23 protein-coding genes are annotated in these 23,952 nt (G+C 65.7%); 15 read left to right on the forward strand and 8 right to left on the reverse strand.

Going from position 1 to position 23,952, the window contains the following annotated elements; all coding sequences use genetic code 11:
- Positions 1–35: 35 nt before the first annotated feature.
- Together CI41S_RS40885 and CI41S_RS40890 are read right to left on the reverse strand one after the other, a co-directional pair.
- Positions 36–1,856 carry a flavin-containing monooxygenase gene (locus CI41S_RS40885; RefSeq protein WP_139864606.1) on the reverse strand — a complete coding sequence of 607 codons (1,821 nt, stop codon included), beginning with the start codon at positions 1,854–1,856 and terminating at the stop codon, positions 36–38.
- A 159-nt stretch (positions 1,857–2,015) separates the two neighbouring features.
- The gene (locus CI41S_RS40890; RefSeq protein WP_139864607.1) at positions 2,016–3,032 is read right to left on the reverse strand and encodes an ABC transporter substrate-binding protein; all 1,017 of its coding nucleotides are present in this window, start codon (positions 3,030–3,032) and stop codon (positions 2,016–2,018) included.
- Positions 3,033–3,132: 100 nt separating this feature from the next.
- On the opposite strand from CI41S_RS40890, the gene CI41S_RS40895 reads away from it, so the two are divergent.
- The 6 genes from CI41S_RS40895 to CI41S_RS40920 all read left to right on the forward strand — a co-directional run bounded on the left by CI41S_RS40895 (position 3,133) and on the right by CI41S_RS40920 (position 8,517).
- On the forward strand, positions 3,133–3,780 hold the full coding sequence (locus tag CI41S_RS40895; RefSeq protein ID WP_139864608.1) for a TetR/AcrR family transcriptional regulator: 648 nt from the start codon (positions 3,133–3,135) through the stop codon (positions 3,778–3,780).
- Between the two features lie 273 nt (positions 3,781–4,053).
- Positions 4,054–4,824 carry an ABC transporter permease gene (locus CI41S_RS40900; protein ID WP_139864609.1) on the forward strand — a complete coding sequence of 257 codons (771 nt, stop codon included), beginning with the start codon at positions 4,054–4,056 and terminating at the stop codon, positions 4,822–4,824.
- A gap of 12 nt (positions 4,825–4,836) precedes the next feature.
- The gene (locus tag CI41S_RS40905) at positions 4,837–5,874 is read left to right on the forward strand and encodes an NAD-dependent epimerase/dehydratase family protein (RefSeq protein ID WP_139864610.1); all 1,038 of its coding nucleotides are present in this window, start codon (positions 4,837–4,839) and stop codon (positions 5,872–5,874) included.
- On the forward strand, positions 5,861–6,685 hold the full coding sequence (locus CI41S_RS40910; RefSeq protein WP_139864611.1) for a GNAT family N-acetyltransferase: 825 nt from the start codon (positions 5,861–5,863) through the stop codon (positions 6,683–6,685). The genes CI41S_RS40905 and CI41S_RS40910 overlap by 14 nt, the downstream gene beginning before the upstream one ends.
- A gap of 9 nt (positions 6,686–6,694) precedes the next feature.
- The gene (locus tag CI41S_RS40915) at positions 6,695–7,750 is read left to right on the forward strand and encodes a dihydrodipicolinate synthase family protein (RefSeq protein ID WP_139864612.1); all 1,056 of its coding nucleotides are present in this window, start codon (positions 6,695–6,697) and stop codon (positions 7,748–7,750) included.
- On the forward strand, positions 7,738–8,517 hold the full coding sequence (locus CI41S_RS40920) for an ABC transporter ATP-binding protein (protein ID WP_139864613.1): 780 nt from the start codon (positions 7,738–7,740) through the stop codon (positions 8,515–8,517). Before CI41S_RS40915 ends, CI41S_RS40920 begins: the two co-directional genes overlap by 13 nt.
- A gap of 15 nt (positions 8,518–8,532) precedes the next feature.
- Here CI41S_RS40920 and CI41S_RS44825 read toward each other — a convergent pair whose 3' ends face one another.
- From CI41S_RS44825 to CI41S_RS44835, 5 genes are all read right to left on the reverse strand, one after another.
- A complete protein-coding gene (locus CI41S_RS44825; protein WP_244626847.1) occupies positions 8,533–8,994 on the reverse strand; it encodes a TOBE domain-containing protein in 462 nt (153 codons plus the stop codon).
- The gene (locus CI41S_RS44830; protein WP_244626848.1) at positions 8,994–9,638 is read right to left on the reverse strand and encodes an ABC transporter ATP-binding protein; all 645 of its coding nucleotides are present in this window, start codon (positions 9,636–9,638) and stop codon (positions 8,994–8,996) included. The genes CI41S_RS44825 and CI41S_RS44830 overlap by 1 nt, the downstream gene beginning before the upstream one ends.
- Positions 9,639–9,654: 16 nt before the next feature.
- On the reverse strand, positions 9,655–10,680 hold the full coding sequence (locus CI41S_RS40930; protein WP_244626849.1) for an ABC transporter substrate-binding protein: 1,026 nt from the start codon (positions 10,678–10,680) through the stop codon (positions 9,655–9,657).
- Positions 10,681–10,702: 22 nt separating this feature from the next.
- Positions 10,703–12,475, reverse strand: a complete 1,773-nt coding sequence (locus CI41S_RS40935; RefSeq protein WP_244626850.1) for an ABC transporter permease — start codon at positions 12,473–12,475, stop codon at positions 10,703–10,705.
- 1,200 nt (positions 12,476–13,675) lie between these two features.
- Positions 13,676–13,894, reverse strand: coding sequence for a hypothetical protein (locus tag CI41S_RS44835; RefSeq protein ID WP_244626851.1), 219 nt, complete (start codon positions 13,892–13,894; stop codon positions 13,676–13,678).
- A gap of 65 nt (positions 13,895–13,959) precedes the next feature.
- Here CI41S_RS44835 and CI41S_RS40945 point away from each other — a divergent pair, with 65 nt between their 5' ends.
- The 8 genes from CI41S_RS40945 to soxA all read left to right on the forward strand — a co-directional run bounded on the left by CI41S_RS40945 (position 13,960) and on the right by soxA (position 21,499).
- A complete protein-coding gene (locus CI41S_RS40945; RefSeq protein ID WP_139864614.1) occupies positions 13,960–15,360 on the forward strand; it encodes an MFS transporter in 1,401 nt (466 codons plus the stop codon).
- Between the two features lie 151 nt (positions 15,361–15,511).
- Positions 15,512–15,961, forward strand: coding sequence for a (2Fe-2S)-binding protein (locus tag CI41S_RS40950; RefSeq protein WP_172626772.1), 450 nt, complete (start codon positions 15,512–15,514; stop codon positions 15,959–15,961).
- A gap of 10 nt (positions 15,962–15,971) precedes the next feature.
- Complete coding sequence (locus CI41S_RS40955) at positions 15,972–18,152, forward strand: xanthine dehydrogenase family protein molybdopterin-binding subunit (protein WP_139864615.1); 2,181 nt, start codon at positions 15,972–15,974, stop codon at positions 18,150–18,152.
- Between the two features lie 55 nt (positions 18,153–18,207).
- Positions 18,208–19,482 carry an NAD(P)/FAD-dependent oxidoreductase gene (locus CI41S_RS40960; protein ID WP_139864616.1) on the forward strand — a complete coding sequence of 425 codons (1,275 nt, stop codon included), beginning with the start codon at positions 18,208–18,210 and terminating at the stop codon, positions 19,480–19,482.
- Positions 19,483–19,513: 31 nt separating this feature from the next.
- The gene (gene soxX / locus CI41S_RS40965) at positions 19,514–19,924 is read left to right on the forward strand and encodes a sulfur oxidation c-type cytochrome SoxX (RefSeq protein WP_139864753.1); all 411 of its coding nucleotides are present in this window, start codon (positions 19,514–19,516) and stop codon (positions 19,922–19,924) included.
- A gap of 5 nt (positions 19,925–19,929) precedes the next feature.
- Positions 19,930–20,409, forward strand: coding sequence for a SoxY-related AACIE arm protein (locus tag CI41S_RS40970; protein ID WP_139864617.1), 480 nt, complete (start codon positions 19,930–19,932; stop codon positions 20,407–20,409).
- A complete protein-coding gene (gene soxZ / locus CI41S_RS40975) occupies positions 20,409–20,729 on the forward strand; it encodes a thiosulfate oxidation carrier complex protein SoxZ (RefSeq protein WP_139864618.1) in 321 nt (106 codons plus the stop codon). The genes CI41S_RS40970 and soxZ overlap by 1 nt, the downstream gene beginning before the upstream one ends.
- On the forward strand, positions 20,726–21,499 hold the full coding sequence (soxA, locus tag CI41S_RS40980) for a sulfur oxidation c-type cytochrome SoxA (RefSeq protein WP_139864619.1): 774 nt from the start codon (positions 20,726–20,728) through the stop codon (positions 21,497–21,499). The genes soxZ and soxA overlap by 4 nt, the downstream gene beginning before the upstream one ends.
- On the opposite strand, the gene CI41S_RS40985 is transcribed toward soxA, so the two are convergent.
- Entirely contained in the window at positions 21,496–22,269 is a 774-nt protein-coding gene (locus CI41S_RS40985) for a ferredoxin--NADP reductase (protein WP_139481620.1), read from the reverse strand. The genes soxA and CI41S_RS40985 overlap by 4 nt on opposite strands.
- A 169-nt stretch (positions 22,270–22,438) precedes the next feature.
- On the opposite strand from CI41S_RS40985, the gene CI41S_RS40990 reads away from it, so the two are divergent.
- Entirely contained in the window at positions 22,439–23,635 is a 1,197-nt protein-coding gene (locus CI41S_RS40990) for an amidohydrolase family protein (protein ID WP_139864620.1), read from the forward strand.
- The last annotated feature ends 317 nt before the right edge of the window (positions 23,636–23,952 follow it).

Raw genomic sequence — 23,952 nt, forward strand, 5'->3', positions numbered from 1 at the left:
CTCCTCTCACACCACGAAAACCTTGATCATCCGCCTCAGCGAAACTGCACGCCCTCGAACTGGCCGCTGCTGCGCCATCCCTCGATATATTTGAAATAGGCCAACGCCCCCGCGGGATGGCCGACATTGAGCTTGGCGGCGGGACCGGGCTCGCGGCCCTCATTGTTGTAATAGCCCGGCGTGCAATCCGGCCCGCCGATCATGCGGCCGACACCGGTCAGGAGCAGCTCGACCCAGCGGCTCTCGGCCTCCTTGCTGACTTCGATTTGCGTGAAGCCGTTGTCGCGCGCATGACCGACCATCAGCGCGATGGTCCGCGCCGCTTCCGTCAGATTGTGCGGCACGTTGGAGATCAGGTTGGCGCCCTGCGTCGGCTGCACGAAGAACACGTTCGGAAAGCCGTGCACGTGAATGCCGTGCTTGGTGCGCATGCCCTCGCCCCAATAATCCGACAGCTTGACGCCGTCCCGCCCCGTCAGATCGAAGCCCGCCCGCCGGCGATATTCGGTGCCGACCTCGAAACCCGAGGCATAGATGATGCAATCGAGCTCGTATTCCCTGCCCGCGACGACGATCCCTTTCTCGGCAATCCGCTCGACGCCCTTGCCGTCGGTGTCGACCAGATGCGTGCCCGGCGTGTTGAACGCCTGCAGATAGGAATCGTGGAAGCACGGCCGCTTGCAGAGCTGGCCATACCAGGCCTTGAGATTCCTGGCGGTCTCGCGATCGCGGACGATGGTGTCGATCCGGTTACGGATTTCCTCCATCTTCTCGAAGTCGGAATCCTCGAACGCGGCCCGCATGTTTTCTACGGTTCGCTGCTCGTGCGGCAGCACCATGATCTTGGCGCGGATCCGCTTCGACAGGTCGGTCCAGCCATCCTGCACCAGATCCTCTTCGGCGGAGCCGCCGGCCTGGTTGGCGGTGAAATTCTCCAGCCAGCGCTGCTGCCAGCCGGGCGTCGCAATGCCGGCGAACCAGTTCGGATCGATCGGCGCATTGCCGCGCACGTCGACCGACGACGGCGTGCGCTGGAACACGTAGAGCTCCTTGCAGGCTCGCGCGAGATGCGGCACGCACTGCACCGAGGTGGCGCCGGTGCCGATGATGCCGACGCGCTTGTCGGCGAGCCTGTCCATCGGCGCGCCCTGCGGACTGCCGCCGGTGTAGTCGTAATCCCAGCGGCTGGTGTGGAACGAGTGGCCGGCAAAATTCTCGATGCCGGCAATGCCGGGCAGTTTTGGCACGTGCAGCGGGCCGGTGCCGATACCGACATATTGCGCGGTGAAGGCGTCGCCGCGGTTGGTGCGGATCCTCCAGCGCGATTGTCCCTCGTCCCAGTCGAGGCTGACGACCTCGGTGTGAAACAGCGCGTTGTCGTAGAGCCCGAAATGTTTGCCGATGCGCTGGCAATGCGCGAGGATCTCCGGCGCATGCGCGTATTTCTCCGACGGCATGTGGCCGGTCTCTTCCAGCAGCGGCATGTAGACCATCGATGCGGTGTCGCACTGCGCGCCGGGATAGCGGTTCCAGTACCAGGTGCCGCCGAAGTCGCCGCCCTTTTCGACGATGCGCACATCCTTGACGCCGATTTCGGTCAGCCGCGCCGCGGTTGCCAGCCCAGCAAAGCCGCCGCCGATGAAGGCGAAGGTGACGTGGTCGGTCTTCGGCGCCCGCTCGGTGCGCGGCGTATAGGGATCGTCGAGATAATGCGCGAGCTGTCCCTTGATCTGAAGATACTGATCGTTGCCGTCGGGACGCAGCCGCTTATTTCGTTCAGCGAGATATTTCTGGCGCAGCCGCTCCTTGTCGATCGCGGCCGGCTTCGCATCCCGGGATTGATCCGTCATCGTCATCGGAGGGCGCCTCGCTCGATCGGCTTTTCTGTCATTGGTTCCGCAACAGATAAGCTAACATCGACGCGATTGGCAAATCCCCGCCGTCCCGGCATTCTCGGCGTGGCCTGACGGTTGGCCCCCCTCATTCCGGGCGTATTGCCCTGGAATGACCCGCGTTCACTTCTTCACCTTGCTCGCATCCATCTTGATGCTGGCGTCGAGCATTTTGGTCGAGAACGCGGTCGTGACGTCGAACGGCTTCTCCATGCCGAGATAGGTCTGGACCAGTTCATAGTCCTTCTTCATCCGCTCGCCGTCGATCCAGCCGAGCGCCTTGGTCGTGGTGAACTCGTCGGTCATCAGATACTTGATGCGCTCCCACTGCCGCTCCTGGTTCTCCTTGTCGAGGCCGGAGGCCTGGTCGAGCAGCGCCTTGAGGCAGGGCGCGACGTCGGCGACGCAGGCCGCGTAGGCCTTCTGGCTGATCCGCACGAATTCCTCGACCAGCTTCGGGTTCTTCGCGAGGTAGGCGCCGTTGACGATCAGCGAGTTGCCATAGGGGTTGAGCCCGATGTCTTTCCAGTTGACGAAACCGAGGTCCTGGCCGAACTCGATCACCTTGAGATCGTGCTCGTTGTAGAAGTCGCTGATGATATCCACGGTGTGGCTCTTCAGCGCCGCGATCTTCGCGGTCGGCCCGACGTTGACGAAGGAGACCGCGTCGGGCGCGATCCCGGCCGCCTTGGCGAACGCCGGCCACATCACGCGCGAGGCGTCGCCCGGCGGGTTGCCGATCTTGTGGCCGACGAAATCCTTCGGTCCGTTCACGCCGTAGCTCTTCAGCCAGTAGAAGGTCTGGCCGGTATTGGCGTAGATGCTCATCAGCGCCACCACGTCGGCGCCCTTGCTCTTGGCCACCAGCGTGGTGGCGAGGTCGGCGATGCCGAACGGCGAGCCGCCGGAGCCGACCTTCAGCGCCGAGACACCGGAGCCCTTGCCGACCTCGATGGTGAGATCGATGCCGGCCTTCTCGTACCAGCCCTGCGCCTTGGCATAATAAAACGGCGAATGGTCCGCGGTCGGCGTCCAGTTCAACACCAGGTTGACCGCCTCGCCCGCGAACGACGGCGCGATCGGCATCGCCGGTGCGATCGCCAGCCCAATCGTCAAGGCGGCGGCTCTCAATCCCCTCATCGCATCCTCCTCGAACGACAAGGCCGGCCTTGTCGTTGCGTGTCCCTGACGCTACCAATGCAACAGAGGGCGGGACCAGTTGTCAACTGTTTGGTTGGAAATGCTGAAGAGACGATCGGACGACATCAAGCCGCAGCGGCGGGATCCCGTCGCCACCCGGAACAAGCTGCTGACCGCGGCGCGGCGCGAGTTCGCGCAGAACGGGCTGGCCGGCGCCCGGGTCGACGAGATCGCGGCGCGCGCCGGCGTCAACAAGCAGCTGGTCTACCACTATTTCGGCGACAAGGACGCGCTCTACCTCGCCGTGCTGGAATTGGTCTATGAAGAGATCCGCGCCCAGGAGCGCAAGCTCAATCTCGAGGGCCTGCCGCCCGAGCAGGCGATCAAGACGCTGATCGAGGCCTCGTTCGACCATCTCGACGCCCACCCCGATTTCATCGTGCTGTTGAACGACGAGAACCGCGGCGGCGCGCGCCATGTGCGCGGCTCGCGCAAGCTCGAGGCGATGCATTCGCCCCTGGTCAGCATGGTCTCGAAGATCCTCGCCGAGGGCCTGCGCGCGGGAACCTTTCGCAAGGGCGTCAACGCGGTGCATCTCTACATCTCGATCGCCGGCCTCAGCTACTTCTTCTTCTCCAATGCGTCGACCCTGTCGGCGATCTTCGGCAAGGACCTGTCCAGCGCCGCCGAGAAGCGCGCCCGGCGCAAGCATGTGGTCGATCTCGTGCTGAAGTCGCTGCGGCCGTAGCGTTGGGCAGTGGCCCCCCATATTCGGTGTCGTCCCGGTCTTGAGCCGGGACCCATAACCACCAACGCGCGTTGGTTTGCGAAGCTGGGGCCACGGCCCTCGTAGCAACAACGTCCTGTGGTTATGGGTCCCTGCTTTCGCAGGGACGACACCACAATTTGCGGCGCGGCTTGTGAACTTCGACCCGCTAATCAACCAACTGGTTGAAACTTGCCGGCACCCGGGATAGGCTGCGCTCGCGCCCGGAGGACGGCGCGAGCAACGGAGCAGCCTGTGTTCAATGACGGCGGACGGTCGGCGCGGTCGATTGCGATCATCCTGATCGTGCACCTTGCCGTGATCGTGCTCTGGCAGGTCGCCGTCGACGCGTTCCAGGTTCCAAAGTTCATCCTGCCCTCGCCGCTCGCGACCGTGGCGACGCTGGGCGCCGCAAAGTATGCCTGGCTGTCGAACCTGCTGGTGACGGCGGCGGAAATCCTCGGCGGCTTCTGCCTCGGCGCGCTGGTCGGCGTCGCGCTTGCGGTGATCTTCACCTGGTCGCCGCTGGTCAGCCTGCTGCTGCTGCCGCTGTTCGTGACCTTGAACATGATCCCGAAGGTCGCGCTGGGGCCGCTGTTCATCGTCTGGTTCAGCTACGGCATCTTTCCGAACATCCTGATCGCGTTCTCGATCTGCTTCTTCCCGATCCTGCTGACCACCGCGCGTGGCCTCTCCGAGGTCGAGCCCGATCTGCTCGACCTCGTCAAATCGCTGCGCGGCTCGCGCTGGACGCTGTTCCGCAAGATCCAGCTGCCGGGCTCGCTGCCTTACGTGTTCTCCGGCATGAAGGTCGGCGCCATCCTCGCGGTCGCCGGCGCCATCGTCGGCGAGTTCATCGCCTCCGAGCGCGGGCTCGGCTACCTGATGATCCAGGTGCAGTCCTCGCTCGACACCCCGGCGATGGTGATGGCCGTGGTGCTGCTCACGCTGCTCGGCGTCGCGCTGTACGGCCTCGTGCTCGGCCTCGAACGGCTGTTCGTGGTCCGCGACGTCAGGCTGCAATAACAAGGACACAACATGCTGCTCACCCGCGCCACCCTGCCCGCAACGATCCCCGATCTCGATGCGCTCGACGAATTGCTGAGCCGGCCGAGCCAGGCGCTGATCGACAATCTCGGCAAGGTCGACGGTGACATCATGATACTCGGCGTCGCCGGCAAGATGGGACCGACGCTGGCCGATCTCGCCAAGCGCGCGCAACCGCAGCGCCGGGTGATCGGCGTCGCGCGCTTCAGCGACCAGGGCGTCAAGGAGTGGCTGGAGACGCGCGGCATCGAGACCATCAATTGCGATCTACTCGACGAGAACGCGATCGCGCAATTGCCGAAGAGCCCGAACGTGATCTTCATGGCCGGCCGCAAGTTCGGCGCCGAGGGCGACCTGTCGCTGACCTGGGCGATGAATGCCCATGTGCCAGCGCTGGTCGCCCAGGCCTTTGCGACATCGCGGATCGTGGCGTTCTCGACCGGCTGCGTCTATCCGTTCGTACCGGTCGACGGTCGCGGCTCCGACGAGGCGATGCAGCCGAACCCACCCGGCGAATACGCGCAGTCCTGCGTCGGGCGCGAGCGCATGTTCGAATATTTTTCGCGCAAGTTCGCCACTCCCGGGCGGCTGTTCCGCCTCAATTACGCGATCGACATGCGCTACGGCGTGCTGCACGACATCGCCACCAAGGTCCTTACGGGCAAGCCGATCGACGTCAGCCTCGGACATGTCAATTTCATCTGGCAGGGCGACGCCGCCGCGCAGGCGCTGCGCTGCCTCGCGCATTGCGACACGCCGACCTCGCCGATCAATGTCAGCGGCCATGAGATTCTCGCGGTGCGTGACCTCGCCGCAAAGTTCGGCCAGCGTTTCGGCCGCGCGCCGGTGATCGTAGGCAAGGAGGAGCCGACGGCATGGCTGACCGACACCTCGCAAGCGGTGAAATTGTTTGGCCTGCCGATCGTCGATACCGACCAGCTGATCGCATGGACCGCCGATTGGGTGGCGCGGTCGATGCCGAGCCTCGGCAAGCCCACCAAATACGAGGTGCGCGATGGCCGCTACTGACTCGCTCGCGATTGTCGAGCTCGGCGTCGACGACGCGCCGGCAGGCCTCGCGCTGTCGGCGGAAGCGCATTGGAACCAGAACGAGGCCGACTGGCGATTTTTCCTGAGCCGCGGCATCGTGCTCGGCGTGCGCGACGGCGACCAGCTGATCGCCACCGCGGCGCTGCTGCCTTACGCCGACGGCAACGCCTGGATCAGCATGGTGCTGGTCACCGCGCGCTGGCAACGCCGCGGCATCGCGACCCGGCTGGTCGACGCCTGCCTCGATGCGGCGCGACAACGCCAGCTGACGACATGGCTCGACGCCACACCGGCCGGCGCCGCGGTCTACGGTCCGCTCGGCTTCACGCCGACGCTGGAGCTGCGCCGGCTTCGCTTGACCGATCCGCCGCGCGCCGTGGACACCCAGGCGCTGCCGGCCGGAGAACCAGACGAGTTGATCGCCCGCGACCGCCACGCCTACGGCTTTGCGCGCGAAGCGCTGCTGCGCGCGTTCTGCGCGCGCGCCGGCTCGCGCCTCGTCGCCGGCGACAAGGCGATTGCCCTGGTCCGCGACGGCCGCGTCGCCCGCCATATCGGGCCGCTGCTTGCCGACGACGCCGCCAGCGCGCTGGCGCTGGTCGCAGCCATCGCGCAATCCGAGACGCGGCCGCTGATCATCGACGCCGTTCATTCGCAGTTCGACTTCCTGAACGGCCTGACCAGCGCGGGCTGGAGCATCGAGCGGCCGTTCCAGCGGATGCGGTTCGGGCCGCGGACCACGCCGGGTGACGAATCGCCCTTCGCCGTCGCCGGCCCGGAATTTGGATAGGGACACGCCATGCACCACAGCGACATCAAGCCCGAGGTCCGCAAGCTGATCGCCGACGGCACCGTGCTGCCGGCGCATCCGCTCGCGCTCGACGCCGACCGGAAGCTCGACCTCAGGCACCAGCGCGCGCTGACCCGCTACTACATCGACGCCGGCGCGGGCGGCCTTGCGGTCGGCGTCCACACCACGCAATTCGCGATCCGCGACGTCGGCCTCTACCGGCCGGTGCTGGAGCTCGCCGCCGAGACCGCGGCCGCCTGGACCACGCGGCCGCTCGCGATGGTCGCCGGCCTCGCCGGCGCGACCAGCCAGGCGACCGCCGAAGCCAAGGTCGCGCGCGGCATCGGCTATCACGCCGGGCTGCTCAGCCTCGCCGCGATGAAATCGGCCTCCGAGGACGAGATCATCACCCATTGCGAGGCGGTGGCGAAGGAAATCCCGCTGGTAGGCTTCTATCTGCAGCCGGCGGTCGGCGGCGTCATCCTGAGCGCCAATTTCTGGCGACGCTTCGCCGGGATCGACAATGTGATCGCGATCAAGATCGCGCCGTTCAACCGCTACCGCACGCTCGACGTGCTGCGCGGCGTCGCTGCCGCCGGTGCACTCGACCGCGTTGCGCTCTACACCGGCAACGACGACCATATCCTGCTCGACCTCATGCTGCCGTTCGACCTGCGCGACCAAGGCGTCACCACGCGGACATATTTCAAGGGTGGCCTGCTCGGCCACTGGTCGGTGTGGACCGCCAGCGCCATCAAGCAATTCGAGATGTGCAAGGCGGCGCGGCACAAGGAGACGGTCCCGGCGGATTTGCTGGCGCTCGACGCTCGCGTCACCGATTGCAACAGCGCCTTCTTCGACGTCGCCAACAATTTCCACGGCTGCATCGCCGGCTGCCACGAGATCCTGCGCCGCCAAGGGCTGATGCAGGGCATCTGGTGCCTCGATAAGGACGAGGGCCTGAGCCCGGGCCAGATGGCCGAGATCGACCGCGTCTGCCGCGAGCACGCCGACCTCTCGGACGATGCGTTCGTCGCCGAGAACCTGCAGAAATGGCTGGCATGAAGGCGGAGCCCTTCATCAGCCTGCGCAACGTCCGCAAGGTCTACCGGTCCAGGGGCGCCGAATTCCTCGCCGTGTCCGACGTCACCATGGACGTGCAGGAGGGCGAGTTGGTGTCGCTGGTCGGCCCGTCCGGCTGCGGCAAGACCACGGTGCTGAAGATTCTTGCCGGCCTGCATGGCGCCGATTCTGGCACGGTGAAGATCGGCAACGCCACGACGCTGTTCGATCCGGCGCGCGACATCGGCATGGTGTTCCAGCAGGCGCTGCTGCTGAAGTGGCGCACCATCCTCGACAACGTGCTGCTGCCGGCCGAGATCGTCGGCCTGCCGATGAAGGCGGCGCGCGAGCGGGCGCGCGACTTGCTCCGGCTGGTCGGACTTGCCGGCTATGAGGACAAATATCCGCAGCAACTCTCCGGCGGCATGCAGCAGCGCACCGCGATCGCGCGCGCCTTCGTCCATGACCCGAAACTGATCCTGATGGACGAGCCGTTCGGGGCGCTGGACGCGCTGACCCGCGAGCAGATGAACCTGGAGATGCTGCGGATCTGGCGTGAGAGCGGCAAGACCATCATTTTCGTCACCCACTCGATCCAGGAAGCGGTGTTCCTGGCCTCGCACTGCGCCGTGCTGACGGCGGGCCCGGCCAAGATGGCCGAATATTTTCCGATCGACCTGCCCTTCCCCCGCGACCTGCCGATCAAGACCACGGACGCATTCGGCGCCTATGCGCGACGGATCTATTCGAGCCTCGGGCTGAGCGCCTAGAGTCAGGATCATGCCCTACTCATGCGACACCGGCCCGCTGTCGCGATAGGCCCACAGGCATTCGCGCGGCAGCGAGACCGGCGCTTCGACGCCGACCTGATGCCGCGCCGATGTGCCGAGCTCGACCACCTCGAGCCGCTTGCCGAACAGCTCGATGCCATAGGCGGTCTGGGTGCCCTGATAGCGGCGATCGAGCACCTTGGCCGAGAACGTATTGGCGCCATCGGGCCGGCCGATCGCGATATTCTCGGGCCGCAGCGCGACGCGCACCTTCTCGTCCGGCGCCAGCGCGTGGAACAGCGCGACCTCGCCTCGCCTGCCGTCGCCGAAATCGACCACGCCATATTGGCCGTTGCAGGCAACCAGCGTGCCGGCGAGCTCATTGGTGGCGCCGGTGAAATTGGCGACGAACAGGTCGGCGGGGCGATTGTAGATCGCATCGGGCGTGTCCATCTGCAGCAGCTTGCCGTCGCGCATCACTGCCGACTGCGGTCGCCGAGCACCACGGCTTCGGCCTGGTCGTGCGTGACATAGAGCGCGGTCATGCCGGTCTGCTTGAGGATGACGCGCAGATCATCGCGCAGCCGCAGCCGCAGCTTGGCGTCGAGGTTCGACAGCGGCTCGTCGAGCAACAGCAGCTGCGGCCGGTACACCATGCTGCGCGCCAGCGCGACGCGCTGCATCTGCCCGCCCGACAGCGCGACCACCGGCCGGTCGCCATACTCGGACAGCCCGACCAGCGTGAGCGCTTCCTCGACCATGCGGTTGGCCTCGGTGCGGCTGATCTTGCGGTGCTTCAGCGGATAGATCACGTTCTGCCGCACCGTCATGTGCGGCCACACCGCGTAGGACTGGAACACCATGCCGAGGTCGCGCGAGCGCGGCGCGACCTGGACGCCGCGCGCCGGCGACGACACCACCCGGCCCGAGATCGAGATCTCGCCGCCGGTCGGATGCTCGAGCCCGGCGACGCAGCGCAACGTCGTGGTCTTGCCACAGCCGGACGGCCCGAGCAGCACGACGATCTCGCCGGCGGGCACGCTGAAGCTGACGCCGTCGATCGCCGGGCGGCCGACCGCGAACTGCTTCCTGAGTTCGGTGACCTCGAGCGTCGCCGTCATCGTTGCACCCGTCGCCTTACTGCCGATAGCCGTACGTCTTGTCCCAGTCGGCCACCCACGCCGCATGCAGCTTCACATACTCGCCGAAATCCGGATACCACAGCTTCACCACCTTGGGATCGAACCCTTCGGGATAGGCCGGCACCTCCTTCAGCGAGGTGAGGTTGCCGAGCTCCTTGATCATGAAGATCTGCCCTTCCTTGGATAGGCACCAGTTCAAAAACAGCTTTGCAGCGTTCGGATGCGCGGCGGTCTTGGGAATGCCCGACGCATAGGGATTGACCGGCGCGCCCTCGGGCGCGAAGAAGATTTCGATCGGCGCGCCGTCCTTCTTCTTCTGATAGATCACGTTGTAGAGCAGCGGCGCGATGGCGATTTCGCCACGCACCAGCGCGTCGGCGGTCGGGGCGCCGGACGGATACAGCACCGGATGGGTCGCGGCCTGCTTGGCCCAGTAATCCTCGCCGAGCACCTGGCGCTCGAACATGATCCGCGTCCAGGTGGTGCCGCCGGACTGCGCGAACACCTGGCCGATCAGCTTGTCATATTGCTTCTTGGTCAGGTCCATCCAGGATTTCGGCGGGTCCTTCACCAGCTCGGTGTTGTAGGCGATCGACCAGGCGAGCGTGATGCGCGGCCAGTATTTCGGCGAGATCAGCGCATGCGGATCGTAATCGGCCGCGTTCGGCGGCGCGTAATCCTGGAATAAATCCTCCAGCGGCTGCATCAGCGCGCGGTCGGAGTGATCGACCACGTCGGCGATCAGTTTGCCGGCGGCGGCTTCGGTCTTCACGCGGGTGATGAGCTGGCCGCCCGGCGCGCGCACCATCTCGATCTTGATCTCGGGAAAGCGCTTGTTGAAGGCCTTGATCACCTGCTGCTCGATCTCGGCGAAATTGGCGGTGTAGTAGACCAGCTTGCCCTCGGCCTTGGCGGCTGCGATCAGCTCGGGCGCGCCGAACTCCTGCGCCTGCGCGCCGGGCGCCAGCGCCAGGCTCGCGACGCTTGCCAAGGCCAATGTGGTGAAGGTCCGTCTATCCATCGCCAATCCTCCCATTTTGTTGTTATCCGGTCCGCGCCACATTGCCCTGCGCGGCGCCACGCGACAGCCAGTTGGCGCCGCCGATCAGGACGCCGAGCAGCACCGTCTGCACCAGGCTGAACGCCGCGGTCTTGCCGATATTGCCGCCCTCGTAATAGTCGAGCAGCAACACCGACATCACCATGGTGTTGCTGGTGTAAAGGAACAGCGACGAGCCGAGCTCGCGGATCGCCAGCACGAACAAGAGCGTCATCGCCGCCAGCACGCCCGGGCTCGCCAGCGGCAGCACGATGGTCCTGATGGTGCCGAGCATGCCCTTGCCGCAGACCCAGGCGGCCTCCTCGAGCTCGCGATGGATCTGCAGGAACGAGGTCGACAGCGCCTTCACGGTGTCGGGCATGAAGCGCGCGATGAAGGCGAGTGCGAGAATCCAGATCGTGCCGTAGAGCCCGCCGGGCACGCCGATCCAGGCCCAGAGATAGGCGACGCCGACCACGAGGCCGGGGATCGCGACCGGCAGCGTCGAGATCAGGTCGATGCTGCGGCGCCCGGGAACGCGGGTGCGATGGATGGTGTAGCCGATCGCAAAGGCGAGCGCGCCGCCGATGATCGCGGTGATGAGGCCGACTTCGACCGCGTTGTAGATCGAGCGCATCGTCAGCGGATTGTCAAAAATGCTCTCGAAATGCGTCAGCGAATATTGCCGCATGTCGAACAGGCTGGCGACGTCGCGGATGAACATGAACTTGCGGAACGCGGCGACGATCAGCGCCAACGACGGCAGCACCACGACGATGAGGAGATAGACGATGCCGATCGCGAAGGTGAGCCAGCGCCACGGCCCGAGATCGAGGCTGCGCGGCCGGAACGCCTTGCCGGCGACCGTGGTGTAGCTGCGCCCGCTCAGCACCCGCTGCTGCAGATAGACCAGAAACCCGGTCACCACCATCAGGATGATCGCGACCGCGGCCGCGGTGTTGTAGAGCGGCGGCGACCAGTTGGTCAGCTTGAAGATGTAGGTGGTGAGCACGTTGAGGTTGGTCGGCGCGCCCAGCACCGCGGGGATGCCGTAGATGCCGAGCATCACGATGAACGACAGCAGCATGCCCGAGATGATCGCCGGCATGATCAGCGGGAAGGTCACCGTGAACAGCGTCGAGAAGGCGCTGGCGCCGGAGATCTCGGCGGCCTCCTCCAGGCTCGGATCCATGTTGCGCAGCGCCGAGGAGGTAAACATGTAGACATACGGCGCGTAGTAGATGCCGAACACGAAGACGAGACCCCACATCGAATAGAAATCGACGCGCAAGTCGGAGCCCATCCACTTGAACATGGTGTTGATCAGCCCGGTCTTCGGCGAGCCAAGAATCGCCCAGGCCACCCCCGCCACCAGCGGCGGCGCGAACAGCGGCAGGATGCTGGCGGCGGCGATGAAGCCCTTGAACGGCGTGTTGGTGCGCACCACGATCCAGGAAAAGAACAGCCCGATCGCGACCGCGATCGCGGTGCCGCCGCCGCAGGCGATCAGCGTGTTGAGCAGCGCCTCGCCGACATTCGGGTTGGCGAGCACGGCGAGGAAATTCGCGATCGACAGATGGCTGAGGCTGCGCGAGATGCCGTCGACCACCGGATTGGTGTCGGTGAGCGCGCCGAGCAGCAGCATGATGACGGGATAGACCACCAGGAAGGCGAGGATCGCCAGCAACGCCGCGACCCAGAGGCCGGTCAGCATGCGGCGGGCCCCATCGCTGGCGCCACGCGTGACCTCGCTGCGCCGGTCCGCCGGTCCGTGCAATGCGTTTCCCCTCCTGTGGCCGATTCTGTTGCGATGGCCTGCTTGTATGCCAAGGGTAGTCGATCGTTTCGATGACGCAAGCTATCCGAAAGTCGCCTGCACGCGTTAATGTGACACAGTGACGAAGCCGCGCGATTTTCGCCGGATGAACTGTGGGTTGTCCTCGCCCAATGCGCAGCCATTGGTTCCGTCATCCTGAGGCGGCCGCTTCTTCAGCGGCCCTCGAAGGATCGACGGCCACCAGCGGGGCCGATTCATCCTTCGAGGCTCGCCCAGCGGCGCAACTGCGCCGCAAGGCTCGCACCTCCAGCGACAAAGGCTTCGCCTTTGCGCGGGGATGACGGGGATGGTTTGGTTTGATGTCAAACAACTAACTCGGTGTCATCACCCGCGCAGGCGGGTGATCCAGTATTCCAGAGACGGTGGTGATTAAGCCGATGGGTCGCGGCGTACTGGATCGCCCGGTTAAACCGGGCGATGACAGGTGTGGGTGGGAACGCAGTTTTGCATTCTCGCGACATGGATTGTCCGAGCTTTGCTGTTCGTTTCGCCCTCTCCGTTGGCAGAGGGCGCAGGGAAAGCCGGGTGCCGATTGCACCCATGGGCCCGGTGCAGCAAAAAAGCACCGGGGTAGGACCACAGGTGTAACCGGAAACAACCCGGCTTTCCCTGCGCGATGGGTTACGGCTTATACGTGCTCTCCCCGGCGAGACTGGGCTTTTTTGTCACCGTCCTCGCAAGACGCATTCCCATCCTGCGAGAAGACACCTGCCACTAGGGCGTCAGGCCTGCACGACTTCACCGTCCGCCTCGCATGCTGTCGTCACTGACATACGAACCGTCCACCGCATCTCACCGCAACACTATGACGATGCGCAGCGCCCCTCGATCGGGTGAGACGCGAAGACCATACACTGAGTTGCTATTACGAAAAAGCGAAATCTTTTTGCGCGCGGGGATTGACGGGGCGGGCAACTCACTTTTAGTGCGAGCCCCTACCCCCCTCGTCATTCCGCGGCGTGCGAAGCACGAACTATGATGCGCAATTGCGCGCATCTGAGAATCCATTCATCCACCAACGCTGCGGCCCGATGGATTCCGGGTTCTCGCTTCGCGAGCCCCGGAATGACGACGAAGCAACGTCACCCTCGCCGCGCCGGCCAGCGAACCGGCCCGAAGGTTTCCGGGCCGGCGCTCGCGTCACGCGAGGCAGTTGCCTTCGAGCGCCGGCACGATGTCGAGCACCTCGAAGTAGTGGTCCCAGAAGCGCAGCCGCGCCATGGTCGACCACGCGCTGCAAAAGGACTTGTCGCGCCCGGCCGCCAGCCGCCGGGTGTTGCGGGCGATCGAGGGATATCTGCACGCCCCGCGCCGCGATGCCTGACACCGCCCGGCAAGGCCGCTTCGCATACGCATCATGCAGCGGTGCGGCTGGGGAACGCGGGGCCGGCGTAGTACATGCCAGCCCGGAGACAATTTCGGACATGCTCGAAAAGACCCCGATCACCGGCGCAGCCGCGGCGCCCGTCAGCGATGGACTGCCGTGGGAACGGCGGCGCTGGGCGGTGGCGGCGATCTTCACGGCGCTGGCAATGGCCTCGCTCGACACCGCGATCGCCAACATCGCGCTGCCCGCGATCGCGACCGATCTGCAGGTCAGCCCCGCCGAAGTGGTATGGGTCGTCAATGTCTATCAGATCGCCCTGGTCGCGACCTTGCTGCCGCTCGGCGCGCTCGGCGAGATCGTCGGCCACCAGCGCATCTATCTCTGCGGCCTGCTGCTGTTCACATTGGCGTCATTGGGCTGCGCGCTGGCCTGGTCGCTGCCGAGCCTTTTGGTGGCGCGGACCCTGCAAGGCTTGGGCGCCAGCGGCATGATGAGCGTCAACACCGCGCTGGTGCGCTTCGTCTATCCGAGCAAGATGCACGGCCGCGGCTTCGGCCACAACGCGCTGGTCGTCGCCACCGCCTTCACGCTGGGACCGACGATTGCCTCGGGCATTCTGGCGCTTGGCCCATGGCCGTGGCTGTTCGCCGTCAACATTCCCTTCGGCATCATCGCGATCCTGATCGGCCTGAAGACGCTGCCGCCGACGCCGCGCGCCACCCACAGCTTCGACTTCACCGGCGCCGCGCTCGCCTCCGCCTGCCTTGGCCTGTTCATCACCGGGATCGGCAGCGCCGCGCACAAGGCAGCGCCTGCGCTCGTCATCACGGAACTCGTCGGCGCCGTGCTGTTCGGCTGGATCCTGATCCGGCGGCACGCCGATCATCCGGCGCCGATGCTGCCGATCGACCTGTTCCGCCGGCCGATCTTCGCGCTGTCGGCCGCCACCGCGGTCTGCTCATTCGCTGTGCAGGGCCTCGCCTTCGTGTCGCTGCCGTTCTACTTCGAGGACATATTGCACCGCTCACAGGTCGAGACCGGTTTCTTCATGACCCCGTGGCCGCTGGTGGTCGCCTTCATGGCGCCGATCGGCGGCCGGTTGTCCGACCGCTATCCGGCCGGCATCCTCGGCGGCATCGGCATGGTGCTGCTCGGGATTGGCATGGTGCTGCTGGCGACCCTGCCGGCTGAGCCCAGCGTCGCCAACATCGTCTGGCGCACGATGATCTGCGGCATCGGCTTCGGCTTCTTCCAGACCCCCAACATGAAGGCGATCATGTCGAGCGCACCGCCGCATCGCGGCGGCAGCGCCAGCGGCATCGTCGCCACGGCGCGACTGATCGGGCAGACCACCGGCGCCGCGCTTGCCGCGCTGTGCTTCGCGCTGGCCGACCGCGAGGGCGCGACCGTCGCGCTGGCGCTTGGCGCCGGCTTTGCCGCGCTCGGCAGCGTGATGAGCTTCCTGCGCCTCGCAGTGGCCCCTCCGAAAAAAGCATAACAGGATTGCAATTTCCGATTGCGGCCAAACACCGCGGCAACAACTTTCTTCCGCGCAGAAAACGCGTTTTCTTGATTTGAACCGTTCCAGGTTCGAGGCCAAATTCCGCGCCGCTGTTCAATCGATGGATTGGACCAATCAGGGGACCGCGATGGCAAACCTCAAAATCAACGGCAAGACAATCACTGTAGACGTCGAGGACGACACACCGCTGCTGTGGGCGATCAGGGAGAATGTCGGACTGACGGGAACCAAATACGGCTGCGGCATCGCGCAGTGCGGCGCCTGCACCGTGCATATGGATGGCGTGGCGATGCGCTCCTGCGGCGTCACGGTCGGTGAAGCCGCCGGCAAGGACATCACCACCATCGAGGGCCTCGCGGTGGGCGGCGCGCTGCACAAGGTGCAGCAGGCCTGGATCGCCAACGACGTGCCACAATGCGGCTATTGCCAGAGCGGCATGATCATGGCGGTGGCGGCGCTGTTGAAGGACAATCCGAAGCCGACAGACGACGACATCAACGACGCCATCACCAATATCTGCCGCTGCGGCACCTTCCAACAGGTGCGCGAGGCGATCCATGCTGCCGCGAACGCGTAAGGGGGCAGCCATGAATCAGCACGTCAAACTCAATCGCCGTTCCTTCGTGATCGGCACCGCCGCTGCCGGCGCCGGCCTTGCGATCGGCCTCGACCTTCCGTTCGGCGGCCCCGCCGTGGTGCGCGCGGCCGACGGCTCGCCCGAGATCAACGCCTGGGTGGTGATCCGGCCCGACGACACCGTGGTGATCCGCATCGCCCGTTCCGAGATGGGCCAAGGCACGCTGACCGGCCTCGCCCAGCTCGTCGCCGAGGAACTCGAATGCGACTGGTCGAAGGTCACGACCGAATTCCCGACGCCGGGCGAGAGCGTCGCCCGCAAGCGCGCCTGGGGTGATTTCTCCACCGGCGGCAGCCGCGGCATCCGCACCTCGCAGGACTATGTCCGTAAGGGTGGCGCCACCGCGCGCGTGATGCTGATCCAGGCCGCCGCCAACGAATGGAAGGTGCCGGCCGCCGAATGCAAGGCAGCGAACAGCGTCATCACCCACACGCCCTCGGGCAAGACCACGACCTACGGCAAGGTTGCGGAAGCCGCCGCAAAACTCGAGCCGCCGGCCGACGTCAAGCTGAAGGACCCGAAGGACTGGACCATTGCCGGCAAGGGCCTGAAGCGGCTCGACACCGCGGACAAGGTCACGGGCAAGACGATCTACGGTGCCGACGTCAAGCTGCCGGGCATGCTGAACGCGGCGATCAAGGACTGCCCGGTGTTCGGCGGCAAGGTGAAGAGCTTCGACGCCGCCAAGATCGCCAACATGAAGGGCGTCAAGAAGGTGGTGCCGGTCGGCGACAGCGCGGTTGCCGTCGTCGCCGACACTTGGTGGCACGCCAAGACCGCGCTCGACGCGCTGCCGATCGTCTGGGACGAAGGCAACAACGCCAAGGTCTCCAGCGAGACGATTGCGAAGTGGCTGGCCGAGGGTCTCGACAATGCGCAGCCGGCCTATGTCGGCAACCAGAATGGCGACGCCAAGGCCGCGATTGCCGGCGCGGCCAAGAAGGTCGAGGCGGTCTACAGCTATCCCTACCAGAACCACGCCACCATGGAGCCGATGAACGCCACCGTGCTCTACACGCCCGACAAATGCGAGGTGTGGTGCGGCACGCAGAACGGCGAGGCGGCGTTCGCCGCGGCGCTCGAGGCCTCGGGCCTGCCGCCGGAGAAGGTCGACGTGCACAAGCTGCTGCTCGGCGGCGGCTTCGGCCGGCGTGGCATGACCGACTATGTCCGCCAGGCGGTGGCGATCGCCAAGCAGATGCCGGGCACGCCGATCAAACTGCTGTGGTCGCGCGAGGAGGACATGCAGCACGGCAAGTATCACCCGATCACGCAGTGCAAGCTGACCGGCGCCTTCGATGCCGACAACAATCTGATCGCACTGCACTACCGGCTGTCGGGCCAGTCCATCCTGTTCTCGGTGCGCCCCGAAGCGCTGCAGAACGGCATGGATCCCGCCGCGTTCCAGGGCGTCGCGCAGACCGGCGAGGCCGCGATCGGCTATTCGGTGCCGAACCTTTTGGTCGAGCATTCGATGCGCAACCCACACGTTCCGCCCGGCTTCTGGCGCGGCGTCAACGTCAATCACAACGCGATCTACATGGAATGCTTCATGGATGAGCTGGCTCTGGCTGCAGGCCAGGACCCGCTCGAATTCCGCCGCAAGCTGATGGGCAAGCATCCGAAGCATCTGGCGGTGCTCAATGCCGTGGCCGAAAAGATCGGCTGGGGCACGCCGGCGCCGAAGGGCGTCTATCGCGGCATCGCGCAGGTGATGGGCTATGGCAGCTATGTCGCCGGCGCCGCCGAGATCTCGGTGACCGACGGCAGCAAGATCAAGGTGCATCGTATCGTCGCCTCCACCGATCCGGGCTACATTGTCAACCCGGCGCAGGTGGAGCGGCAGATCGCCGGCTCCTTCGTCTATGGCCTCAGCGCGCTGTTCTACGGCGGCTGCACCGTGAAGGACGGCCGCATCGAGCAGAGCAATTTCGACACCTACAACTCGATGCGCATCAACGAAATGCCCAAGGTCGAATCGGTGATGGTGCCGAGCGGCGGGTTCTGGGGTGGGGTCGGTGAACCGACCATCGGCGTCGCGGCGCCGGCGGTGCTCAACGCCTATTTCGCGGCGACGGGCAAGCGTATCAGGAGCTTCCCGCTGCGGACCCAGAACATCTCGTTCGCCTGATGACATCAGAAGCAGCGGCCGCTCGGCCGCTGCTTCGCTTTCCGGATTATCGTGCATGGTGGTCACGCGTCGCCTGACGCGCAGGAATGTCGTCCGTGGCGCCGCTGCCGTCGCAGCGGCGGCCGCATTGGCGCGTCCGGCGCTGGCGCAAGCAACTGCACGGGTCGCGGTGATCGGCGGCGGCTTCGGCGGCACCGCCTGCGCGCGGGCGCTGCGGCGGCTCGATCCGAAGCTGCAGGTCACGCTGATCGAACCGAACAGGATTTTCACCGCCTGCCCGCTCAGCAACGAGGTGATCGCGGGCCTGCGCGAGTTTTCGGCGCAGCAGTTCAGCTATGACAAGGTCGCCGCCGACGGCATTGTTGTCGCCGCGCAAGCGGCCACCAAGGTCGATGCAGCGGCGCGCACGATTGGTCTCGCCGACGGCTCCACGCTGTCCTACGACCGGCTGGTGCTGGCCCCAGGCATCGAGATGCGTTTCGACGCCTTATCAGGATATGACGAGGCAGCGTCCGCGAAGATGCCGCACGCCTGGACCGCCGGCGAGCAGACGCTGCTGCTGCGCCGACAGCTCGAGGCGATGGACGACGGCGGCGTGGTCGTGATCGCGGTCCCCGCCGCGCCGCTGCGCTGCCCGCCGGCGCCTTACGAGCGCGCCAGCCTGATCGCGCATTATCTGAAGGCGCGCAAGCCGCGCTCGAAGATTCTGGTGCTCGACGCCAAGGACAATTATTCGCAGCAAAAGCTGTTCGAGCATGCATGGGCGGAGCTCTATCCCGGCATGATCGAGCGCATCGCGCTGTCGCAGGGCGGCCGGGTGACCGCGGTCAATCCGGCGAGCAATGAAATCGTCACCGACTTCGGCAACTACACCGCCGCGGTTGCCAATGTGATCCCGCCGCAGCGCGCCGGCCGCATCGCCGCGATCGCCGGCGCCGCCGATCGCACCGGATGGTGCCCGATCGATCCGGTGACCTTCGCCTCAAAGCTCGTGCCCAACATCCATGTGATCGGCGACGCCGCGATCGCCGGCGGGATTCCGAAATCCGCCTCCGCCGCGGCCGCGCAGGGCCGGGCCTGTGCGGCGGCGATCGTGGGTGCGCTCGCCGGCAAGCCGCCGGAGCCGCCGCGGCTCGACGGCGCCTGCTACAACACGGTCGCGCCGGGCTATGCGTTCTCGCTGAAGGGCATCTATCAGCCAAAGGACGATCTGTACGCCGAGGCCGAGGTGACCACGAGCCCGGTCGAGGCATCGCGCGAGGTGCGCCAGCGCGAGGCCGACGAGGCGCTGGCCTGGTTCAACGCCATCACGGGAGACGCCTTTGGCTAGGTCCGCTCCCATCGCGTTGCTCGCCGCTGCGATGCTCGCAGCCTGCCCCGCGGTGCGCGCCGACGGCCTGCGCCCGTATGTGGTGGTCGGCGATGCGATTCCGGTTTCGCTGACGGGAACCAATGGCGACGCAACGCGTGGCCGCGCGCTGATCGTTGAGCGTTCCTCCACTTGCATCCTCTGCCACAGCGGCCCATTTCCCGAGCAGGCGTTCCAGGGTGACCTTGCGCCAAATCTCGCCGGCAGCGGCAACCGCTGGTCGGAAGGGCAATTGCGGCTCCGCCTGGTCGATGCGGCGCATCTCAATCCGGCGACGATCATGCCGTCCTACTATCGCGTCGATGGGCTTTCGCGCGTCGGCAATGCGTGGCGCGGCAAGCCGATCCTGTCGGCGGAGCAGATCGAGGACATCGTGGCCTATCTGGTGACACTGCGGGACTGAGACCAATGGCGAATTCGGATCACACCACACGTCGAACCTTTCTCGGACTTGCAGGCGGCGCTGCCGTGCTGGGCGCGGTTCCGATCGTCATCGTGCGCCCGGCGGAGGCCACGCCGGCCATGCTCTCGGCGGCGATCCGCAACGTCGTCGGCGAGGCCGATGTGCGCACCGGCAAGGTCAAGCTCGACATTCCGCCGCTGGTCGAGAACGGCAACACGGTGCCGATGACGGTCAGCGTCAGCAGCCCGATGACGGCGAATGAGTATGTGAAGAGCATCCACGTCTTCAACGAGAAGAACCCGCAGCCGAACATCGGCAACTTCTACCTCGGCCCGCGCGCCGGCCGCGCCCAGGTCTCGACCCGCATCCGCCTCGCCGACAGCCAGAAGGTGACGGCGATCGCGCGGCTCTCCGACGACAGTTTCTGGTCGGCGACCGCCGACGTCGTGGTGACGCTCGCCGCCTGCACCGAGGAGGCGATCTGATGCCATCGGCCCTGATCAACGTGCCGGCCAAGGCGAAGCGCGGCGACGTCATCGAGATCAAGACGCTGATGTCGCACATCATGGAGACCGGCTATCGCCACACGGTGTCGGGCGAGGTGGTGCCGCGCGACATCATCACGAGCTTCGCCTGCCGCTTCAACGGCACGGAAGTCTTTCGCGCCGATTTCTATCCGGCCGTCGCCGCCAATCCGTTCCTCACCTTCTTCACCACGGTGACCGAGAGCGGCAGGTTCGAATTCGAGTGGATCGGCGACAAGGGGTTTTCGGAGACCGCGTCGGCGTCGATCACGGTCGAATGAAGTTTTTCGCCTGCATCGCGATTCTGGCGGCGATGGCGGGGGCTGCGCTCGCCGCCGAGATCCCGCAAGCCGAACGCCGCTCCGGCTACAGTTTCATGGGCCCGGACAGCAAGGCGATGCAGGACGATGACACCGCCAATCCCGGCATGCTCTGGGTGCTCGACGGCGAGGCGCTGTGGCAGCGCAAGGCCGGCACCGCGAGCAAGTCCTGCGCCGACTGCCACAATGACGCGCGGGTCAGCATGAAGGGCATTGCTGCCCACTATCCGGCGTTCGACAAGACGCTGGGAAAGCCGGTCGATCTCGAGGGCCGCATCAACCTCTGCCGCAGCAATCATCAGCAAGCGCCGCCCCTCGCCTACGAAAGTCGCGAGTTGCTCGCGCTGACCGCCTACGTCGCCGAGCAGTCGCGCGGCATGCCGATCGCGGCCGGTGACGATCCCGGGCTTGCGCCATTCGTCGCAAAGGGGCACGAGTTATTCACCCGGCGGCAGGGCCAGCTCAACCTGGCCTGCGCCAATTGTCACGATGATAACTGGGACAAGAAGCTTGCCGGCGCGCCGATCACGCAGGGACAACCGACCGGCTATCCGCTCTACCGGCTGGAATGGCAATCGCTCGGATCGCTGCAGCGGCGCTTACGCGCCTGCATCACCGGCATCCGCGCCCAGGCCTACGACTTCGGCTCGCCGGAGCTGGTCGAGCTGGAATTGTATCTGATGTCGCGGGCACGCGGCATGAAGCTCGAGACGCCCGCGGTGAGGCCCTAGCGCTCGGCGAACGCCTTCTCGACCACGAACTGCGCCGGCTCGCCGTGATTGCCCTCGACAAAACCCCGGCCATTGAGCAGCGTGCGGGTATCGGCGACCAGCGCCGGCGAGCCGCAGATCATGACGCGGTCATGCGCGGCGTCGAGCGCCGGCAGGCCGATGTCGTCGAACAACTTGCCCGTGGTGATGAGGTCGGTGATGCGGCCGCGGTTGCGGAACGGATCGCGCGTCACGGTCGGGTAATAGATCAACTGCTCGCGGACCAGCTCGCCGATCAGCTCGTCGTTCGGCAGTTTTTCCGTGATCATCTCGCCATAGGCGAGTTCCTTGACGCGGCGGCAGCCATGCAGCAGCACGACCTTCTCGAAGCGGTCATAGGTCTCGGGATCCTTGATCACGCTGAGGAACGGGGCAAGCCCGGTGCCGGTGCCGATCAGATAGAGGTTGCGGCCGTCCTCGAGGTTGTCGATCACGAGCGTGCCGGTCGCCTTGCGGCTGACGATGATCTCGTCGCCTTCCTTGAGGTGCTGCAGGCGCGACGTCAGCGGGCCGTCCGGGACCTTGATCGAGAAGAACTCGAGGGTGTCCTCGTAATTGGCGCTGGCGACGCTGTAGGCGCGCAGCAGCGGCTTCTCGCCGACCTTGAGCCCGATCATGGTGAACTCGCCGTTGCGGAAGCGGAAGGTGGGGCTGCGGGTGGTCTTGAACGAGAACAGCGTGTCGGTCCAGTGATGAACGCTGAGGACGCTTTCCTGGTTGAAATTGCTCATCGCGCCAATCCCTGATTTGTGCCGCTCGCTGAAGGGCTTGAAGCCTGTTGACCGGCCTGATCGTTTGTATACGATCATTCGTATACAAACGAATAATCCGGCTTGATCGAAAAGTCAAGCCGGGCTCAAATTCCCGGGCAATTTCGCCATAAACAGAAGGAAACCACCCATGGCTCACGACGCGCCCCAGGCCACCGGCCCCAGCAAGCTGGTGATCCGCAATATCGGGCTGTTGCTGTCGGGAGCCCTGGAGAAGCCGATCCTGGATGCCGACACCATCGTCGCCGAGAACGGCAAGATCACCGCGATCGGCCGTCTCAAGGACGTCGACACCGAGGGTGCCACCACCATCGTCGACGCCAAGGGCACCACGGTGGCCCCCGGCCTGATCGACAGCCACGTCCACCCGGTGGCGGGCGACTGGACGCCGCGGCAGAACCAGATCAACTGGATCGACAGCTATCTGCATGGCGGCGTCACCACCATGATCTCCGCCGGCGAGGTTCATATGCCCGGGCGGCCGCGCGACGTGATCGGCGTCAAGGCGATGGCGATCTTCGCCCAGCGCGCGTTCTGGACGCTGCGGCCGGGCGGCGTGAAGGTGCATGCCGGCGCGCCGGTGATCGAATGCGAGATGGTCGAGGACGATTTCAAGGAGATGGCCGCCGCCGGTGTGAAACTGCTCGGCGAGGTCGGGCTCGGCGGCGTGAAAGACGGCCCCACCGCGCGGAAAATGGTCGGCTGGGCGCGCAAATACGGCATTCAGAGCACGATCCACACCGGCGGTCCCTCGATCCCGGGCTCCGGCCTGATCGACAAGGACGTGGTGCTGGAGGCCGACACCGACGTGGTCGGCCACATCAATGGTGGCCACACCGCCCTGCCCGACGACCAGATCCGCTGCATCTGCGAAGGCTGCAAGCGCGGGCTCGAGCTGGTGCACAACGGCAACGAGCGCTCGGCGCTGTTCACGCTGCGCACCGCGCGCGAGATGGGCGATTTGCACCGCGTCATCCTCGGCACCGACGCGCCGGCCGGCTCCGGCGTGCAGCCGCTCGGCATTTTGCGCATGGTGTCGCTATTGTCGTCGCTCGGCGACCTGCCCGCCGAGCTCGCCTTCTGCCTCGCCACCGGCAACACCGCGCGGATGCGCGAGCTCGATTGCGGCCTGATCGAGGTCGGCCGTTCCGCCGATTTTGTCCTGATGGACAAGGCGCAGCATTCGCCCGGCAAGAACATCCTGCACAGCGTGCAGCTCGGCGATCTCCCGGGCATCGGCATGACCATCATCGACGGCATCGTCCGCACCCAGCGCAGCCGCAACACGCCGCCCGCGGGCAAGGTTCCGGAGATCGTGGCGAAGTGAGACGCACAATTGGCAACCCGTCACCCTGAGAGGGTGTGAAGCTTTGTCCTCACCCACCGCTGTCATCGCCCGGCCTGTGCGCGATTGCGCGCATGGACCGGGCGATCCAGTACGCCGCGGCCTCTCGGTTCATTCACCACTGCCTCTGGAATACTGGATCACCCGCATGCGCGGGTGATGACACCGAGCAAAGTTGAACAAACCAACCGGTCATCCTGAGGTGCGAGCTCTTGCGAGCCTCGAAGGATGAATCGGCCACAGTCGGGCCGTGCATCCTTCGAGGCTCGCAAGAGCTCGCACCTCCAGCGACAAAGGCG

This window comes from Bradyrhizobium ivorense (genome assembly GCF_900696085.1).
In the GTDB taxonomy this organism is placed as follows: domain Bacteria; phylum Pseudomonadota; class Alphaproteobacteria; order Rhizobiales; family Xanthobacteraceae; genus Bradyrhizobium; species Bradyrhizobium ivorense.

Coding starts and splice junctions, on each gene's coding strand:
- CI41S_RS40885 (WP_139864606.1), bottom strand. CDS start 1,856: ATGACGATGACGGATCAATCCCGGGATGCGAAGCCGGCCGCGATCGAC.
- CI41S_RS40890 (WP_139864607.1), bottom strand. CDS start 3,032: ATGAGGGGATTGAGAGCCGCCGCCTTGACGATTGGGCTGGCGATCGCA.
- CI41S_RS40895 (WP_139864608.1), top strand. CDS start 3,133: ATGCTGAAGAGACGATCGGACGACATCAAGCCGCAGCGGCGGGATCCC.
- CI41S_RS40905 (WP_139864610.1), top strand. CDS start 4,837: ATGCTGCTCACCCGCGCCACCCTGCCCGCAACGATCCCCGATCTCGAT.
- CI41S_RS40910 (WP_139864611.1), top strand. CDS start 5,861: ATGGCCGCTACTGACTCGCTCGCGATTGTCGAGCTCGGCGTCGACGAC.
- CI41S_RS40915 (WP_139864612.1), top strand. CDS start 6,695: ATGCACCACAGCGACATCAAGCCCGAGGTCCGCAAGCTGATCGCCGAC.
- CI41S_RS40920 (WP_139864613.1), top strand. CDS start 7,738: ATGGCTGGCATGAAGGCGGAGCCCTTCATCAGCCTGCGCAACGTCCGC.
- CI41S_RS44825 (WP_244626847.1), bottom strand. CDS start 8,994: ATGCGCGACGGCAAGCTGCTGCAGATGGACACGCCCGATGCGATCTAC.
- CI41S_RS44830 (WP_244626848.1), bottom strand. CDS start 9,638: ATGACGGCGACGCTCGAGGTCACCGAACTCAGGAAGCAGTTCGCGGTC.
- CI41S_RS40930 (WP_244626849.1), bottom strand. CDS start 10,680: ATGGATAGACGGACCTTCACCACATTGGCCTTGGCAAGCGTCGCGAGC.
- CI41S_RS44835 (WP_244626851.1), bottom strand. CDS start 13,894: ATGATGCGTATGCGAAGCGGCCTTGCCGGGCGGTGTCAGGCATCGCGG.
- CI41S_RS40945 (WP_139864614.1), top strand. CDS start 13,960: ATGCTCGAAAAGACCCCGATCACCGGCGCAGCCGCGGCGCCCGTCAGC.
- CI41S_RS40950 (WP_172626772.1), top strand. CDS start 15,512: ATGGCAAACCTCAAAATCAACGGCAAGACAATCACTGTAGACGTCGAG.
- CI41S_RS40955 (WP_139864615.1), top strand. CDS start 15,972: ATGAATCAGCACGTCAAACTCAATCGCCGTTCCTTCGTGATCGGCACC.
- CI41S_RS40960 (WP_139864616.1), top strand. CDS start 18,208: ATGGTGGTCACGCGTCGCCTGACGCGCAGGAATGTCGTCCGTGGCGCC.
- soxX (WP_139864753.1), top strand. CDS start 19,514: ATGCTCGCAGCCTGCCCCGCGGTGCGCGCCGACGGCCTGCGCCCGTAT.
- CI41S_RS40970 (WP_139864617.1), top strand. CDS start 19,930: ATGGCGAATTCGGATCACACCACACGTCGAACCTTTCTCGGACTTGCA.
- soxZ (WP_139864618.1), top strand. CDS start 20,409: ATGCCATCGGCCCTGATCAACGTGCCGGCCAAGGCGAAGCGCGGCGAC.
- soxA (WP_139864619.1), top strand. CDS start 20,726: ATGAAGTTTTTCGCCTGCATCGCGATTCTGGCGGCGATGGCGGGGGCT.
- CI41S_RS40985 (WP_139481620.1), bottom strand. CDS start 22,269: ATGAGCAATTTCAACCAGGAAAGCGTCCTCAGCGTTCATCACTGGACC.
- CI41S_RS40990 (WP_139864620.1), top strand. CDS start 22,439: ATGGCTCACGACGCGCCCCAGGCCACCGGCCCCAGCAAGCTGGTGATC.